The organism is Microbispora cellulosiformans (genome assembly GCF_008728085.1).
Lineage (GTDB): Bacteria > Actinomycetota > Actinomycetes > Streptosporangiales > Streptosporangiaceae > Microbispora > Microbispora amethystogenes.
Map to the genome: position 1 here is coordinate 82,771 of NZ_VYTZ01000019.1, position 16,257 is coordinate 99,027.

The 16,257-nt window shown below is 72.1% G+C and carries 14 protein-coding genes; 6 read left to right on the forward strand and 8 right to left on the reverse strand.

The features are described 5' to 3' along the window. Nucleotides 1–91: 91 nt before the first annotated feature. The 3 genes from F5972_RS33695 to F5972_RS33705 form a co-directional block, all read right to left on the reverse strand. Nucleotides 92–502 carry a hypothetical protein gene (locus tag F5972_RS33695; RefSeq protein ID WP_150939670.1) on the reverse strand — a complete coding sequence of 137 codons (411 nt, stop codon included), beginning with the start codon at nt 500–502 and terminating at the stop codon, nt 92–94. A 132-nt stretch (nt 503–634) separates the two neighbouring features. Further along, entirely contained in the window at nt 635–1,093 is a 459-nt protein-coding gene (locus tag F5972_RS33700) for a hemerythrin domain-containing protein (protein ID WP_225312130.1), read from the reverse strand. 130 nt (nt 1,094–1,223) lie between these two features. Further along, entirely contained in the window at nt 1,224–1,646 is a 423-nt protein-coding gene (locus F5972_RS33705) for an Hsp20/alpha crystallin family protein (protein ID WP_150939674.1), read from the reverse strand. 202 nt (nt 1,647–1,848) lie between these two features. Here F5972_RS33705 and F5972_RS33710 point away from each other — a divergent pair, with 202 nt between their 5' ends. Beyond that, nucleotides 1,849–2,700 carry a universal stress protein gene (locus tag F5972_RS33710; RefSeq protein ID WP_150939676.1) on the forward strand — a complete coding sequence of 284 codons (852 nt, stop codon included), beginning with the start codon at nt 1,849–1,851 and terminating at the stop codon, nt 2,698–2,700. Nucleotides 2,701–2,734: 34 nt separating this feature from the next. Here F5972_RS33710 and F5972_RS33715 read toward each other — a convergent pair whose 3' ends face one another. After that, nucleotides 2,735–3,436: a CBS domain-containing protein gene (locus F5972_RS33715; RefSeq protein ID WP_150939678.1), complete on the reverse strand. Its 702-nt coding sequence runs from the start codon at nt 3,434–3,436 to the stop codon at nt 2,735–2,737. Nucleotides 3,437–3,518: 82 nt separating this feature from the next. Here F5972_RS33715 and F5972_RS33720 point away from each other — a divergent pair, with 82 nt between their 5' ends. From F5972_RS33720 to F5972_RS33730, 3 genes are all read left to right on the forward strand, one after another. Then, the gene (locus tag F5972_RS33720) at nt 3,519–3,959 is read left to right on the forward strand and encodes a glyceraldehyde 3-phosphate dehydrogenase NAD-binding domain-containing protein (protein WP_225312131.1); all 441 of its coding nucleotides are present in this window, start codon (nt 3,519–3,521) and stop codon (nt 3,957–3,959) included. 154 nt (nt 3,960–4,113) lie between these two features. Then, nucleotides 4,114–6,627 (forward strand): cation-translocating P-type ATPase, encoded by a 2,514-nt coding sequence (locus tag F5972_RS33725; RefSeq protein ID WP_150939683.1) that lies wholly within the window; start codon nt 4,114–4,116, stop codon nt 6,625–6,627. A gap of 133 nt (nt 6,628–6,760) precedes the next feature. After that, nucleotides 6,761–8,131: an acyltransferase family protein gene (locus tag F5972_RS33730; RefSeq protein ID WP_150939685.1), complete on the forward strand. Its 1,371-nt coding sequence runs from the start codon at nt 6,761–6,763 to the stop codon at nt 8,129–8,131. A gap of 19 nt (nt 8,132–8,150) precedes the next feature. On the opposite strand, the gene F5972_RS33735 is transcribed toward F5972_RS33730, so the two are convergent. Next, nucleotides 8,151–9,128 (reverse strand): L-threonylcarbamoyladenylate synthase, encoded by a 978-nt coding sequence (locus F5972_RS33735; RefSeq protein WP_225312132.1) that lies wholly within the window; start codon nt 9,126–9,128, stop codon nt 8,151–8,153. A 194-nt stretch (nt 9,129–9,322) separates the two neighbouring features. On the opposite strand from F5972_RS33735, the gene F5972_RS33740 reads away from it, so the two are divergent. Beyond that, nucleotides 9,323–9,568, forward strand: coding sequence for a GlsB/YeaQ/YmgE family stress response membrane protein (locus F5972_RS33740; protein WP_225312133.1), 246 nt, complete (start codon nt 9,323–9,325; stop codon nt 9,566–9,568). Nucleotides 9,569–9,649: 81 nt separating this feature from the next. Here the strand turns inward: F5972_RS33740 and F5972_RS33745 are convergent, their stop codons facing one another. The 3 genes from F5972_RS33745 to F5972_RS33755 all read right to left on the reverse strand — a co-directional run bounded on the left by F5972_RS33745 (nt 9,650) and on the right by F5972_RS33755 (nt 12,761). Further along, on the reverse strand, nt 9,650–10,885 hold the full coding sequence (locus F5972_RS33745; protein ID WP_225312134.1) for a GNAT family N-acetyltransferase: 1,236 nt from the start codon (nt 10,883–10,885) through the stop codon (nt 9,650–9,652). 61 nt (nt 10,886–10,946) lie between these two features. Further along, nucleotides 10,947–12,047: a GTP-binding protein gene (locus tag F5972_RS33750; RefSeq protein ID WP_263641883.1), complete on the reverse strand. Its 1,101-nt coding sequence runs from the start codon at nt 12,045–12,047 to the stop codon at nt 10,947–10,949. Nucleotides 12,048–12,371: 324 nt separating this feature from the next. Continuing rightward, complete coding sequence (locus tag F5972_RS33755; RefSeq protein ID WP_150939694.1) at nt 12,372–12,761, reverse strand: ArsR/SmtB family transcription factor; 390 nt, start codon at nt 12,759–12,761, stop codon at nt 12,372–12,374. Nucleotides 12,762–12,913: 152 nt separating this feature from the next. Between F5972_RS33755 and pepN the strand changes: the two genes are divergently transcribed. Further along, nucleotides 12,914–15,361, forward strand: coding sequence for an aminopeptidase N (gene pepN / locus F5972_RS33760; protein WP_263641884.1), 2,448 nt, complete (start codon nt 12,914–12,916; stop codon nt 15,359–15,361). Nucleotides 15,362–16,257: the final 896 nt, after the last annotated feature.

Genomic DNA, 16,257 nt, shown 5'->3' on the forward strand with positions numbered 1-16,257 from the left:
GGGCCGGGCCCCGTTGCCTACTGGCTGCTCCCGGCCCTGATCGGCTCCCTCTTGATCGCGCGCGCGATCGTCCGCAGGCGGTCGAGGGCTGTCAGGTGGCAACGGGCGGTGCCGGCTGCGACGGGGTTCCGGGGATTTGCAGCGTAGGGGTGAACCAGGTTCTCGCCGGAGGAAGCAGGAGCAGAGTCACGATGAGCGCGGACCAGGGCGCGCTCAGGACCCACGTATAAGTGCCTTCCACCAAGAAGTCGATGAAGTCGATCAGGGGGATGGCGGCCTGGACCGCGATGGTGGCGTGACGGATCCGTGGGCGACGGGTGCGCCACTGGTTCGCCAACCAGCCGGTGACGAGTGGCGGGACGTAGAAGGGGGCGTAGAGCAGGTCCTCCAGGACATCGCCGGGGTCGAGGACCGACTCCAGGATGAGCAGAACGAGGCCAAGCAGGGTGAGTGTCGCCTGGAACCAAATCAGATTCCGGGCAACCCTTACAGACAGAGGCATGCGGGGGGATCCACTCTCAGTTCTCGGGAACGCGGGGAAGGCGTCCGCGCAGACGAATGGTCCCATTCTTACGATCAGTGGGGACCTCGGTGATGCCTCTGGCGATGTCGCCGATCTGCTGACAGGTCGTGATCAGCGCCGGGGCGGGCCGGCAGCGACCTGCGCCGACGTGCCGACTCGAGCGCGGACCGCCTCGACGGCTTCCCACTCGGCGGTGCTCAGGCAGGCCAGCGCCGCCGGGAACACCCCGTCCTGCTCTTTGAGGATGTGGGCGCGCAGCAGGTTGAGGACGTCGAGCAGCCTGAGTGGCCAGCCAGGGTCGGCAGGTGTGCCGTGCTCGGCCTCGCCCACGACGGCCTCGACGCGCCGGTGTTCCGCTTCCAGCCCCGCGATGTGGTCGGGGAACTCCACGGCCATGGCGGGGAACAGGCCGTGCTCCTCGACCTCGGTGTGCGGGCCGAGGACCAAGGCGATGCGCCTGGCTATGGCGGCCAGCGTGTCCACGTCGCCGGCTGCGTGCGCCGTACGCGCGTCTCCGATCAGGTCGACCACCACGTCGTGCTCACGTGTCAGTTCACCGATCGCGGTCACATCCTGGCAGCCGCAGTACTCGCACATGTGTCTTCGATCTCCGGTCCTCGGCGGCAACGGCCACCGGCCGACGAGAACGGGTGGGGAGTCCGGCTCCCCGCCCATTCTCGTGTGAGGGCTTGCCTCGCGGTCAGTGCTGAACGGCGACCCTGCGGTCCGCCGTCTTGTGCTCCTCCCCCAGGCCGACGGTGACCTCCAGGACTCCGTCCCGGTAGACGGCCGTCACGTCCTCTTCCCTGGCCGTCGGGGGAAGCGTGACCGAGCGGGAGAACGCGCCATAAGTGATCTCGGAGCGGCGCGGTTCCCTGGTGTCCCTGGCCTCCTTGGCCTTCTCGGCCCGGATGTGGAGCACGCCGTGCCCGACGGTGACCTCCAGATCCTTGTCGGGGTCGATGCCGGGCAGCTCCGCCCGCAGCACGTACCGGCCTTCCGCGACGAAGTCCTCCACTCGGATGATCTGGCCGAACGGCCGGAATCCGTAGACCGGGCTCTCCAGCAGCTCCAGCAGGTCGGGGAAGGGGAACCGGCCCGGACTCCGCTCGATAAGGGTCATCGTGACCTCCTTGTCTCGATGCCGACGCACCAAGCACACACCTTCGGCGGCGTACGCGGCAGAGCAGAACGTCCCAGCCGAAGGGCCTCACACCACCGGCCGCGTTCGGGCCATAGGTCTCGGCCCGGCGGGACCTTCAGCGCTGCGCCCCGGCCCGGACGAGGTGTTCCATGAAGGCCTATGCGCAATGAGAGGGGACAACATGATCGTGGTAGGGGTCGACGGTTCGCATGCCGCGCTGGAAGCCGCCGCATGGGCGGCGCGGGAAGCCGGCCTGCGCGGCGTCCCGCTCCGGGTGGCCAACGCCATCCCGGCCTGGGCCGCCTCCGGCACCGCACAGGGCCGGTACGCGAAGATCGCGGCCTGGATGCGCGATGGTGCCGACGACGTGCTGACCACCGCCGTGGGACGGGTCCGGGCGGAGGCGCCCGAGGTGCCGGTCGACACCGCGATCCTGGCCGGCGATCCGCGCCCGGCGCTCATCGAGGCGTCCATGGGGGCGGATCTGCTGGTTGTCGGCAATCACGGCCTGGGCGGGTTCCGCGGGCTGCTCCTCGGCTCCGTCGCGCACGGCGTGGCCGGGCGCGCCCCATGCGATGTGGTCGTGGTGCGGGAGCCTTCCGCGCCCCCGCGAGGAGAGGTGGTCGCGGGCATCGACGGATCGGCCGCCTACGCGCGCGTACTCGACTTCGCCTTCGCCGAGGCGGCGCTGCGCGGTGCCGGCCTGCGGGTCGTGCACGCCTACAGCCCGCTGGAGGCGGGCCGCGGAGTGGGGCCGGTGCCCGACGACTTCGACGACGAGAAGGCGCAGGTGCGGATGGTCGCCGAGGCCCTCGCCGGACGGCGGGAGCCGTACCCGGACCTGCGGGTCACCGAGGAGGTCGTCCGGCGCCACCCCGTGGAGGCGCTGCTGCAGGCGTCGCAGGGCGCGGACCTGCTGGTCGTCGGCTCTCACGGCCACGGGGAGTTCAGTGGGCTGCTCCTCGGGTCGGTCACCCAGGCCTTGCTCCACCACGCGACGGTTCCCGTGGCCGTCGTCCGCGCGGGCCGATGAGGACGTGACCTCCCCCTGACCGATGGCCTTCGGGTCAGCGGTGGCGCCATGTGCGGGTGTCGTCCTCCTCCCACTCAAGGTGGTCGATCACGTCCACCACACCGTTCACGCCGCGTGCCAGCCGGGTGCACGTCAGCGCGTCGCTGCGCCAGTGCAGACGACCGGTCAGTGTCACGACACCCTGGTCGACCGTCACGGTCACCATGGCCAGGTCGCGGAACAGGGAACGGCCGAACGTGCCGGTCGTGATCTCGCGGGCGATGTCGGCGTCCGGGCGGGTGAAGACCCGCAGCAGGTCATGCCGGCCGACCATGCCCTCCAGTGTGCCGTCCTTCCCGACGACCGGCAGGTGCGTGACGCCGTGCCGGTCCATGAGACGGAGGGCGAACACCACCGCCGTTTCCGGGCCGATCGTGACGGGCGGGGACGTCATCAGCTCGGCGGCCGTGTCACCGCGCGACTTCTCGCGCCGGCCGCGTCCCGGCCGGCCGAAGAGGTGCCGCAGCCGGGCGCGCAGCGGCGGCTGGTAGCCCTCGTGGGCGTACTGATCCTTGAACTCCTCCTTGAGCAGCAGGTCCGCGTCCGTGACGACACCGATGACGCGGTGGTCGGAGTCGACCACGGGCACGGCGCCCATGTCCGCGGAGATCAGCACCCGGGCGACGATCTTAAACGGCGTGCTCTCCTCCACCACAGGGACGTCGGAGGCCATGACCTGGGCGACCTTCACACGCATCTCTTCCTCCTCTTGACACTCCGCATCCCATCGCCGCCACCCCGCGCCCGCGGAGAGGCGGAAGGCCCTCGCACGAGGGCTGTTGCGCCTCTGTCCGCGGCACTTACGCCTCTACGGCCGCTCCGCGCCGGAACGGACGATGGTCGACGTGGACGGCCGCGGCATCCCGGTCACCGCGCACAGTGATCCGGCGCACATCGACTGGGCCGCCTACGGCGCCGATCTGGTGATCGAGGCCACCGGCAGGTTCCGCACGCGGGACGACGCGGCCCGCCACCTCAAGGGCGGCGCCCGCCGGGTGCTCGTCTCCGCGCCCGGCAGGAGCGTGGACGTCACGATCGTCCCCGGCGTCAACGACGCGGCGTACGACCCCCGCCGCCACCAGATCGTCTCGATGGCCTCCTGCACCACCAACTGCGTCGCCCCGATGGTGAAGCACGAGAACGTCGGCGTCGTCCGCGGCTTCATGACGACCGTGCACGCGTACAGGTGCGTCGAGATGGCCGCCCGCATGGCCGAGTGACAGAGCGGTGGGGTGCGGGGACATCGGGCACCGATCCGGACGGTACTTCGCCCCACGACGGTGGCCGGCGGGCGGCAGCGTGGGCCGAAGGTCCCCCGGCGGGGTGCCTTTGGCCTGCGGCCTCCCCGTACGTCTCGATGATCTGCTTGAGTGCATGGGGATCACCGTGCGGGAGCCGTCCGGACTGAGCGAGCGTGCGGCAGCGGAGCGGCTGGCCGAGTACGGGCCGAACGAGCTCTCGCAGCCGAGGCCGCCACGCCTGCCCGTCCGGGCCGCCCGCCAGCTCGCCGACCCGATGTCGATCCTGCTGCTGATCGCCGGACTGGTCACCCTGATCGTCCTCGGCGAGATTCCCGAGGGCCTGGCCATCTTGACCATTCTCCTGGTCAATGTCGTCATCGGGGTGAGCCAGGAGACGAAGGCCGACCATGCCGTGCGGGCGTTGCGCACCCTCACCGCCCCCATGGCCAAGGTCGTCCGTGACGGCGCCGTACGGAGGATCCCCGCCGCCGAGGTCGTACCGGGCGATGTCGTGCAGGTCGCGGCCGGAGACCGCGTACCCGCCGACGCGCGGCTGTCGGAGGCGACCGGGCTGGGCGTGGACGAGTCCATGCTCACCGGAGAGTCGCTGTCGTCCGACAAACGTGCCGCGCAGGCAGACGGAGCCGGCGGAACGCTCGCCGACCGCCATGACGAGTTGTTCGCCGGGACGCTCGTCGTCCGGGGCTCGGGCGTCGCCGAGGTGACCCGCACCGGTGCCCGTACCGAGATGGGACGCATCGCCTCCGCGCTGGGCGGCGGCGTCAAGGGCCCGCTGGCGGTGGAACTCGCGCAGGTGTCGCGGCGGATCGGCCTGGTCGCCGTCATGGCGGGCGGCGTGATGATCCTCATCGGGCTCAGCCGGGTCCAGCGGGGCGAGGCCGCGCTCCTCGACATCATCCTGGCAGGGGTGGCGCTGGCCATCGCCGCCGTGCCGGAAAGCCTGGCCGCCGCCGTCACCACCGCGCTGGCCCTCGGCTCCCAGCGCATGGCGGCGCTCGGCGTGATCGTCCGGCGGCTGCCGGCCATCGAGGCGCTCGGCGCGACCACCGTCATCGCCACGGACAAGACAGGCACGCTGACCACCGGGCACCTCACCGTGACCGATCACGTCACGGCGTCCGAGATCGACCTGTGGCGTGGCGCGCTGCGCTGCAACGACGCCCGCGACGGGCTGGGGGACGCGGTCGACGTGGCCCTCGCCGCGGCCGCCGAGCGGCACGGACTACGGCCGCCGCCCGGTGAGGAACGGCTGGCCGCCCGGCCGTTCGACGCCGAGACCAGGTCGATGGCGGTGATCACCGCGACGAACGAGGACAGGCCTCTGCTGACCGTCAAGGGGGCCCCGGAGGTGGTGCTCGCCCGGTGCGTCCCCGGCCCCGAGACCGAGCGGCTGGCGCGAGCGGTGTCCGGTCTGGCGGACCGGGGCATGAGGGTGCTCGCGCTCGCCGACAAGCGCACCGACGACCTGGACGCCGCGGGGCTGCGCGCGCTGGGCCTGGTCGCGCTCAGTGACGAGATCCGGCCCTCGGCGGCGCGGGCGGTGACGGACTGCCGCGCCGCCGGAATCCGTGTGGTGATGGTGACCGGTGACCACGCCGACACCGCCCGCGCCATCGCCGAGGAGGTGGGCATCACCGCCGAACCCGTGGTGACGGGTGCCGCGCTCCAGGCCCTCGGAGGCGCGGACGACGGGCGTTCGAAGCGGTCGGCCCGGCTGCGCGAGGCGGCCGTGCTGGCCCGTGTCGACCCGGGCACCAAGCTCGACCTGGTACGCGCCCTGCGCGAGGACGGCCAGGTCGTGACGATGACCGGTGACGGCGTGAACGACGCCCCGGCACTGCGCAACGCCGACGTGGGGGTGGCCATGGCCGGTGAGGAGGGAACGGACGTGGCCCGGGAGGCGGCCTCCGTCGTCGTCACCACCGGCGACCTCGGCACCATCGTCGCAGGGGTACGCGAAGGACGCCGACTGCGCCACAACGTGTCCTCGATGGTCGGATACCTGCTCACCGGCAACCTCGCGGAGATCCTCATCGTCCTCACGGGCCTGATCGCCTGGCCGGATCTGGTCGTGCCGCTGCTTCCCGTGCAGCTGCTGTGGATCAACCTGGTGCTGGACGGCATTCCCGCCATCGCGCTCGGCGTCGACCGGCCCGCCGGCGACCCGCTGGCGCTGCGCCCCACCGGGGGGCTGCTCTCCTGGCCGGTCCTGACCCGGATCGCGCTGCGAGCGGTGGCCGTCGGCGCTCTCGTCTTCTCGGCCGTCGAGGTCGCCCGCCGCCTCGGCTGGAGTGAGGAACAGGTCCGCAGCCAGGCCGTGCTCGCACTGGTCTTCGCCCGCCTGACCCTCGCCTACGTCGTCCGGGCCCGCCGCCGGACCTTCGAGCGCGGCTGGTGGCGAGGCCGTTCGGTCCTCGTCGCGGTGACGGCCACCGCGGCACTGCAGATCTTGGTGACGGTGATCCCCGTGCTGGGCGCGCCGCTCGCCCTGGTGCCTGTGCCACCCGTCGGCTGGGCGATGGCGCTGGGCGCCGCCATGCTGTCCGTGATCGTGTGCGACATGGTGCGGTACCGGGCCGGACTGGTCGTGTCGCCATCCGGTCCGGCCCCGGGAGGACGGGGGTGACAAAAATTCCCCGGTGCGGCTTCCAGCGCCGCCGGGGCAACCGCGTGTCCGGCCGCACCTAGGGCGCCGGGGCCCGGTGCCATGGGGCTCTCGTCCGCCGGTATCTCCACGTCTGCCGGGGAACATGCGGGACATGGGGGCCGCGTCGTGGGAGGTGCGGCGGCTCGCGGAGCGGACGCCGCCGTCGCGGGAGCGGTTCGTCGACCTGTTGCGAGCCGTGTCGATCGTCGCGGTGGTCCTCGGACACTGGCTGGCGACGGTGGTGGGCTACAACGAGCACGGCGAGCTGACCGGCCGGTCGGCGCTGCCGGACCTGCCGTGGGCGCAGCCGCTCACCTGGGTGGTCCAGGTGATGCCCGTGTTCTTCTTCGTCGGCGGGTACGCGAACGCGGTCTCCCTGGCCGCGGAGCGGCGGCGCGGAGGGAACGCCGCCGAGTGGCTGATCAGGCGGAGCGGCCGGCTGGTCCCGCCGACCACGGCCCTGGTGCTGGTGATGGGAGGCGGCGCGCTGGCGGCCGGCCTGTTCGACGCCGACCCCGCCCGGGTTCGTACGGTGGTCTGGCTCGCCTCGATCCCGTTGTGGTTCCTCGTGGCCTACCTGATGGTGGTCGTACTGACCCCGCCGATGCACGCCCTCCACCGCCGGTACGGGCTCGCCGTCGCGCCGGTGCTGGTGGGGCTCGTCGCCGCCGGCGACGTGGCCCGTCTCCTCGGCCACGACTTCTGGGGGAACGGCAACTTCCTGTTCGGCTGGCTGGCCGTCCACCAGATGGGTTTCGCCTGGCGGGACGGCCTGCTTGCCCGCCCACGCGTCGCCGTGCCGCTCCTGCTCGGCGGGGTCGGCGCGCTGCTCCTCCTCACGCTCGCCGGTCCCTACCCGATCAGCATGATCAACGTGCCGGGCGAGCGGCTGCACAACATGTCCCCGCCCAGCCTGGCCCTGCTCGCGGTCGCCACCGCCCAGATCGGGGCCGCGCTGCTGCTGCGGGATCGGGGCGAGCGATGGTTGCGGCACACCCGCCGGTGGACGGCCGTGGTCGCGGTCAACTCGGCGATCATGACGATCTTCCTCTGGCACGTCTCCGCCGCGATCCTGCTCGTCGCCGCGCTTCACGTCGCCGGGGTGCTGCCGACTCCGGAGGCCGGATCGGCCGCGTGGCTGGCCTGGCGGCTCCCGTTGCTGGCCCTGTTCACCGTCGTCCTCGCGCCGCTCGTCGCGATCTTCGGCCCGATCGAGACGCGCGGCTCCCGACGGCTCGGGATACCGGTGCCGGCCGGTCTCACCCGCATGGCGGCCCGTCGGGTCGTCCGGCTGTGGCTGGCCCTGGCGGGTTTCGCGGGAGTCGCCTTCGCCCTGCTCGCCAACAGCCTGTGGCCCAGTACGGCTCCGACCGTGTCCGGAATGCCGGCGGTCGCGCTGATCACCTACCTCGCCTGCGCGGCGATCCTGCGCCTGCTGCGCTCGACCCCTCCCGCCACGGAGGCCGAACCGCGCCACCAGTGATGTCGAACAGCGGCGCCGGTCACTGGGAGGGGCGGGGGCCCGCGGCGCGGCGGAGGCGGTTGGCGATCGCGAGTCCCAGCCCCTCCTCCACCGGCAAGGACGCCACGATGAGGTCGCATCCCTGCAGGTCGAGTTCACGCAGGAACCCGTACAGCCCGCGCGCGTAGGCGGCCGGCGAAGCGGGGACCTCGACCACGGCGTGCGCCTTCACCTGAGCGTCGGCCATGGACGGGGGAAGGAAGACGCCCACGTGGTGCCCTAGCTCCTGCGCCTGCTCCGCTTCTGCGACGACCTTCTCGGGCTCGACCAGGACGACCCGCGCACGCGGCGCGTAGTGCGACGGATGCTGGCCCGGCACTCGGACGCGGCTCGTCGAGTGGACCGCGAGCGGACGCCCCAGCACCGCTTCGAGGTCTTCGCGCGTGACGCCGCCGGGCCGAAGGACGCTCGGGGTGTCGCCCGTGGCGTCGACGATGGTCGACTCGACGCCCACCTCGCACGGGCCGCCGTCCAGCACGAAGTCGACGGCGTCACCGAGCTCCGCGCGGACGTGGTCCGCCGTCGTGGGGCTGACCGAGCCGAAGCGGTTGGCGGACGGGGCCGCGACACCACCGCCGAAGGCCGACAGCAGTGCGAGCGCGATGGGGTGATCGGGCACGCGCAGGGCCACCGTCTCCAGGCCACCGGTCGCCTCCAGAGGCACCCGGCGGCCACGCCGCAGAACCAGCGTGAGCGGCCCGGGCCAGAATCGTTCGGCCAGCAGGCGCGCCGTCGCCGGGACGTCCTCGGCCCAGTCGCCGAGGTGCTCGGCGCCGCCGATGTGGACGATCAGTGGGTGGGTGGGCGGGCGCCCCTTGACCTCGAAGACGCGGGCGACGGCGGCGGGGTTCTCTGCGTCGGCGCCCAGACCGTAGACGGTTTCGGTCGGGAGGGCCACCAGGCCTCCGGCGCGCAGCACAGCGGCCGCCTTCTCGATGTCACTGGTTCTCGCCGTCACTCTCGCCATTCTCCCACTGCCGCGCCGCCCGCGTTCCGTGGCCTCCCGGGACGACGAGCCGCCGCCCGCGATCATGCCGAGGTTTATCGGGTGCCGCCCGGGCAGCGGAGAGTCAGGCACGGCACCGGCCGGCCGCCGGTGCGCAAGGACCTGAACAGGAGGGCAGAGCATTGATCGGGTTCATCGTCGCAGGGTTGATCATCGGGGCTCTGGCACGTCTCATCAAGCCCGGCAAGCAGCACCTGAGCATCCTGGCCACCCTGCTGCTCGGACTGGCCGGCTCGGTGATCGGCGGTGTCATCGCCAACCTGCTCGGCACGGGGGACATCTTCGAACTGAACGTGCTCGGCTTCGTCGTCGCCGTCATCGCCTCCGTGGCGCTGATCGGCGTCGCCGAGAGCATCAGCGGCTCCCGGCACCGCGAGCACATCACCCGGTGACGGCGCGGTTCACCCGCCGGGCGAGCGGGCTGAAGGGCCCGCCCCCGGCGTGGTCGTCCGCCCCTGACGGGGCCGGTGAGGTCAGACGGCGGGGCTGCGGCGTTCGATCATGAGGACGTCGCGCCAGACGCCGTGATGGCGGCCGACGCGTTCACGGGTGCCGAGGACGCGGAAGCCGGCCGCCCGGTGCAGGGCCAGGCTGGCCGTGTTCTCGGGGAACACGCCGGACTGGATGGTCCAGACGCCGGCGTCCTCGCTGGCGGCGACGAAGGCGTCCAGGAGGGCCCGGCCCAGGCCCCGGGCACCGTGATCGGGGTGGACGTAGATGCTGTGCTCGACGACGCCCGCGTAGACGGGACGCGCGGAGACGCGGGAGGCGGCCACCCAGGCGACCACCCGGCCCGTACGGGTGTCGGCGACGACGTAGCGCAGGTGGCCGAGGCGGGCGGAACTGAAGGTCTCCCAGGTCGGGGCGGTGGTCTCGAAGCTGGCGTGGCCGGTGTCGAGGCCGAGCTGGTAGACGCTCAGAACCTGGTCGGCGTCCTCGGCCCGCATGGGGCGGATCTCGAAGCCGGGGGCGACGGGCGGCTTGGCGGCCTTGACGATGGCCGAGTGGACTCCGTCGCCGTGGTCGGCCGTCGGGGTGATGCTGATGCCGGTGAAGCCGGCGTCCAGGAGCAGGGCGCGATACTCGCCGGCGGTCAGGGAACCGGCCGTGCACCCGATGCGGGTCTCGGTGCGGCGGCGCAGGTCCTGGTCGGGTACGGAGTCGTCGGCGACGACGTCGCTGACGCCGAAGCGGCCGCCGGGGCGCAGGACGCGGAACGCCTCGGCCAACGTGGCGGCCTTGTCGTCGGACAGGTTGATGACGCAGTTGGAGATGACCACGTCGACCGTACGGCCGGGCAGGGGGACGTGCTCGATGGTGCCGTGCAGGAACTCGGTGTTGGTCACGCCGGCCTGTGCGGCGTTGTCGCGGGCGAGGTTCAGCATGTCGGTGCTGGCGTCCAGGCCGTAGACCTTGCCGGTGGGACCGACGCGGCGGGCGGACAGCAGGACGTCGATCCCGCCGCCGGAGCCGAGGTCGAGCACGACGTCACCCTCGTGCAGGTCGGCGACGGCGACGGGATTGCCGCAGCCCAGGCTGGCGCGCAGGGCGCCGTCGGGCAAGGCGTCGGTGTCGTCGTAGCCGGCGGCGCCGAAGCAACCCTCCTCGAAGGAAGCGTCGTCCGATGAGGCGGGGTCGTGGCCGGGCCGGCCGGTCATCGCGGTCCTGGCGAACCTGGAGTAGCGGTCGACGATCTCCTCATGGGCCACGGCGGCCTCCTTCACGCGCGGGCGGGGGCGGCGGCGAGCGCCGGCCGCCCCCGATTCCATCTCATCCTGCCGCGGCGGGGATCCGGTAGGTGGGACGTGGATAGCCGGGCTTGAACGACGGGACGCCGGCGCTCTGTACGGCCGACGTGCCGGTGGCGGCGGACACCACCTCCACCGCCTCGGCCACCGCGGCGTCGAGCTCGTCGGGCTCGCACGCGACGCGGGCGTTGAGCCGTGCCTCCGCCTCGGTGAACGTCCTGCCCGCGACGGCGTCGACGGTCGGCTCGGCGCCGCCGGCGGTCACGCTCACCTTGCTCAGGTCACCGGCGGACTCCAGGCTGACCTTCACGTGGCCGATCATCCAGCCGTTGCGGGCGGCGGTCGCGGACAGGTGCTCCAGCAGCGCACGGGCCCAGGCGTCCGGGTCGAAGCCCTCCGCCGCCGTCACGTCGAAGCTGAGGTTCAGCCACGCCAGCGCCGCCTCGGCGTTGGCGTAGCGGTCGTAGTCGATGTCGAGGCCGCGCCCCACGGGCTCCGAGCCCAGCCAGAGGGACACCAGTTGTTCGAGGCCTTCACCGGTTTTCGCCGAGTAGCCGAGCACGGTGGCGGTGGGGTATCGCTCGCGCAGGTCCGCGATGACGGCGGCGGCCTCCGCCGCGCCGAGCAGGTCGATCTTGTTGAGCGCGATCACGTCGGCTTCCTGTAACTGCTTGCCGAACAGATAGGACATGTCCGACTCCGTGTCGTCCAGCGGCAGCGACGTACGGAGCGCGTCGAGCCTTTCCGGTTCGACGACGACCAGGAGAGGGGCGGGCGTGAAACGTTCACCGTAGTGGGCGCTGAGCGGCCGGATGACGGTGGCCTGCAGATCGGTGCAACTGCCCACCGCCTCAGCGAGCAGCGTGTCCACATTGTGGCCGTCGACCAGGCGCTGCGCGACGGTCAGCAAGTCCTCGAACCGGCAGCAGAAACATCCGCCCGTGACCTCGCCGGCCTCCGCGATCTCTGACTTGGCGAGCTGGGTGTCCACCAGTTCGGTGCCCTGGTCGTTGGTGATGACCGCGACCCTGCGGCCCTGCGACTGGAGATGTTTCGCGACCGCGACGAGAGTGGTGGTCTTGCCCGCTCCGAGAAACCCGCTCAAGGTCATGAAGGTGATCAACCGGCGTTCGCCTCACTTCTGGTAACGGTGCTCCGTACAGATATCGCCGCATGGCACGGCACGAGTGAGTATTCGCGTCACAGGGAGTCGAGGTGGTTTCAGTGATCCGCCATCCGCAGTCAGCTAACAGGCTCTATTCCACAAGGTCAAGATCCTTGACGTGAGGCAACAAATCATTAACAATGCCACGGGGTCGTACCGAAAATGGGTATTGATGAGCGTCAATATAGGTGTTACAATCACTACGAAGCCATTCGCATGTGGCGTTATTCGCGCATCGATTTCGCGATGACGGCGTCAATACACGACGGTCCGCCGATTTCCCTATCCCGCGGCGACGGAGGGCAGGGCGATGATGCCCGTCAGTGCGGTGAGCGCGTCGGGCACGACCCGGTAGTAGACCCAGGTGCCCCGGCGAGTCGACGTCACGAGCCCGGCGTCCCGGAGAACCCTGAGGTGATGGCTGATGGTCGGCTGGGTGAGGTCGAACGCCCCGACGAGGTCGCACACGCATGCCTCGCCGTCGAGATGAGAGGCGACGAGGGAGAGCAGCCTCAGCCGTACGGGGTCGCCGAGCGCCTTGAAGCCCGCGGCGAGCGCGACGCTCTGCTCCTGGGTCATCGGCTCCGTCACCCGCGCCGGGCGCGGCACACCGGGTTCGACCGAGGGAAGATCCTCATGCGGCAGCAGCACGGGCTCGTCGTGCTCGGCCATGGCGATCGGGTCCTCTCCCTAAGCGCCCCGGGCGTGGGTCACCCGGCCGCATCACCCACGAGTCTAGACAACCCTTCCGCCCAGGAGGTCTCGTCATACCGCGTCCCCCGCTGACCCACGCCGAGGCGACGGAGCGTGGCGCCCTGCTGCGCGTGCGGTCCTACGACCTCCACGTCGACCTGAGCCGGACCGGGGAACCGGTGTTCCGGTCCAGGAGCACGATTCGCTTCACCTGCGCCCGGCCGGGCGCCTCCAGCTGGGCGGACGCGCTGCCCCGGCGGGTGCGGTCCGCCGTGCTCAACGGACGGCCGGTCGAGTACGACGGCGCGGGACGGATCCGGCTGCCCGATCTGGCGGCCGTCAACGAGCTGACCGTGGAGGCGGACTACGACTTCTCCACCGGCGGCGAGGGCCTCCACCGGTTCACCGACCCGGCCGACCACGAGGTGTACGTCTACAGCCACCTGCAGCCCGGCCACGCCCCCCGGGTGTTCGCCTGCTTCGACCAGCCCGACCTCAAGGCGCCCTTCACGATCGGCGTGACCGCTCCCGACGGCTGGACCGTCCTGTCCAACGCCCCCGTGCTTTCCAGCACCACGGGTGTCCACAGGTTCGCGCCGACCCCGCCGATCAGCACGTACGTCGTGGCGGTGGCGGCCGGGCCGTGGGCGTCGTGGACGGCGGACCGGCCGGGCGCCGTGCCCCTGGGGGTGCACGCCCGGCGTTCCCTGGCGGCGCACCTCGACCCGGCCGTGCTGCTGGAGCGGCTCCGGGCGGGGGTGACCTTCTTCGCCGACGCGTTCGCGACGCCGTACCCGTTCCGGAAGCTCGACCTGTGCTTCGTGCCCGAGTTCAACTTCGGGGCCATGGAGAACGCCGCCTGCGTGTTCGCCGCGGAGACGTTCGTCTTCGACCGCGCGGTGACCCGGTACGCGCACCGCCGCCGGGACGAGATGATCTTCCATGAGATCTCCCACCAGTGGTTCGGCGACCTCGTCACGCTGCGCTGGTGGGACGACCTGTGGCTGAGCGAGGCGTTCGCCACCTGGGCGGGCGTCCACGCGCTGACCCGGCTCACGGACGACGCCGACGCCTGGGCCGACTTCGCCGCCGGCAAGAAGGCGCACGCGTACCTGCTGGACCAGTCACCCTCCACCCACCCGGTCGTGACCGGCGTCCCCGACGTGGACGCCGCCGGGTCGGCCTTCGACGCGCTGACGTACCACAAGGGCGCGAGCGTGCTGCGCCAGCTCGTGGCGCGCCTGGGGATGGACGCTTTCCTGGAGGGTATGCGGCTCTACTTCGCGGACCACTCCCACGGCACCGCCGGCCGGGCCGAGATGCTCGGCGCCCTGGAGAAGGCGGGCGGCCGGGACCTGACCGCCTGGACGGACGCCTGGCTGACGACGGCCGGGCTCACCGAGGTGCGGGCCGGCTTCGACGTCGACGAGGCCGGGCGCTTCACGCGTTTCGACCTGCTCCAGGACGGGTCGCCGAGGCCGCACCGTCTCGCGGTCGGCGTCTACGCGGAGGACCGCCACGGCGATCTCGTCCGCGTACGGAGGCACGAACTCGACGCCGACGGCCCGCGCACGAGCGTGGACGCGCTCGTCGGCGCCCGGTCCGGCGCGCTGGTGCTGCCCAACGACGGCGACCTGACGTACTGCCGGATCGTGCTGGACCCGCGCTCCGTCGAGGAGGTCGTCCACCGGATCGGCCGGCTGACCGATCCCATGGCCCGATCGCTCTGCTGGACGGCGGCGTGGGACATGGTCCGGCACGGGGAGCTGCCGCCGCGACGGTTCCTGACGATGATCCTCGGCGGGCTGACGGCGGAGACGCAGATCGGCGTGTTCCAGCGGCTGCTCGTCCGGGCCGCCACCGTGCTGACGGCCTACACCGAGCAGGGCTGGGCCCGCGCCCACGGCTGGCCGTCGTACGTGGACCGCCTGCTGGACGTCGTCGGCGCCCCGGAAGGCGACGCAGACAGCGACACAGACGGCGACACAGACGGCGACGCCGACCAGAGGCTGGCGGCGGCGCGGGCGGTCGCGGATGCGGCGCTGACGGAGGCCCATGTCGGCACGGTGCGGAAGTGGTTCCACGGAGCGGCCCCGATCGCCGTGGACGACGCGTTACGCCAGAGGCTCGCCCGGTGCCTGGTCGCGCACGGCGAGCCCCTGGACGACGTCACCGGCGCGTTCACCGCCGTGGGTGAACGGCTCGCCGAGCGGCTCCACGCGTCGGTGCCCACCGCGGAGGCCAAGGAGCGGGCGTGGACGACCATCCTCGGCAGCGGGAGCGTCGCACAGGTCCGCGCGCTGGCCGACGGCTTCGCCCACCCGGCGCACCATCACCTGCTCGCGCCGTTCGCGCGGCGCTACGCGCGGGACGTCCCCCCGCTGCTGGCCGCCGCCGGAGACCGGGAACCGGCGCGTACGGTCGCCGTCCGGATGTTCCCCTCCTGGCCGGTCTCACGGCGCACGCTCGAAATGATCGACGGCCTGCCCGCCGACGACCGGTTGGTGAGGCTGACCGGCCCGGCCAGGGCCGAGCTCGCCCTCGCCGTGGACCTGTCCGAGCGCGACGCCGCCGGGTGACAGCCACTCCTCCGCGCCCTCGCCCTGGGCGAACCTCTCGAACAGCTCCCGCAGGGCCGGCCCGGCGTCCGGGCCCGCGTACCACCGCTCCCCCGCCCGGCCGGCCAGGTGGTCCCAGAGCGTCTCGCGCAGCGCGAACGCCTGGTGATACAGCAGCGGGTAGCAGGGCTTGCCCTCCAGATAGGTCTGCAGCCGATCCCACGCCGCCCCCCGGTCCACCGCGACGCCGAACTCCCGCTCGTACGAGCGCGCGTACTCGGCGGCCGGGTCCGGGTGGCCGTCGTGGACGGCCATCTCGTAGCAGAGGCTGGTCGCCACCAGGCGCCGGACGTGCTCGCGCGCGAAGGCCAGGCGCTCCACGGCCTCGGCGTCCACCGTGACGCCGAGGTGGCGCCGCTGCCAGTCCGGCCGCCGGACCACCCGTTCCAGGGTGAAGCCGAACGCCTCGGTCAGCGCCGGATGCGTGCGCCACAGGTCGGCGGGGTGCCGGACGCCCGCGGTGAAGTGCAGCGCGTGCCCGAACTCGTGCAGCAGCGTGGCGTGGTGCCCCAGCGTCGTGCCCGGCGTGACGGACACGCGCACGTCGGCCGGGGGCGCGACCGGCGAGCAGAACGCCGTGCCCGACTTGCCGGGCCGTGCGACGTCGTCGACGACGACGCGGTCCAGACATCCGCCGAAACCCCACGCGCGTACGGTGGAGCGGACGCCGTCGAGCGCGCCGCCGGCGCCCTCGGGCAGGACGGCGCGTGCGGCGACGAGGCGGGCGTCCCCCATGGACGGGGTGGAGATCGCGTCGCGTGCCCGCCAGTCGTCCCAGCGCTTGAGGAACGCCGCCCGCGTGGCGTCGAGCCAGCTCCGGGCGTGGACGGCGAACCGGTCCACCTCCGGGTGCAGCG

Coding starts and splice junctions, on each gene's coding strand:
- F5972_RS33710 (WP_150939676.1), top strand. CDS start 1,849: ATGATCGTGGTAGGGGTCGACGGTTCGCATGCCGCGCTGGAAGCCGCC.
- F5972_RS33715 (WP_150939678.1), bottom strand. CDS start 3,436: ATGCGTGTGAAGGTCGCCCAGGTCATGGCCTCCGACGTCCCTGTGGTG.
- F5972_RS33695 (WP_150939670.1), bottom strand. CDS start 502: ATGCCTCTGTCTGTAAGGGTTGCCCGGAATCTGATTTGGTTCCAGGCG.
- F5972_RS33730 (WP_150939685.1), top strand. CDS start 6,761: ATGGGGGCCGCGTCGTGGGAGGTGCGGCGGCTCGCGGAGCGGACGCCG.
- F5972_RS33725 (WP_150939683.1), top strand. CDS start 4,114: ATGGGGATCACCGTGCGGGAGCCGTCCGGACTGAGCGAGCGTGCGGCA.
- F5972_RS33705 (WP_150939674.1), bottom strand. CDS start 1,646: ATGACCCTTATCGAGCGGAGTCCGGGCCGGTTCCCCTTCCCCGACCTG.
- F5972_RS33755 (WP_150939694.1), bottom strand. CDS start 12,761: ATGGCCGAGCACGACGAGCCCGTGCTGCTGCCGCATGAGGATCTTCCC.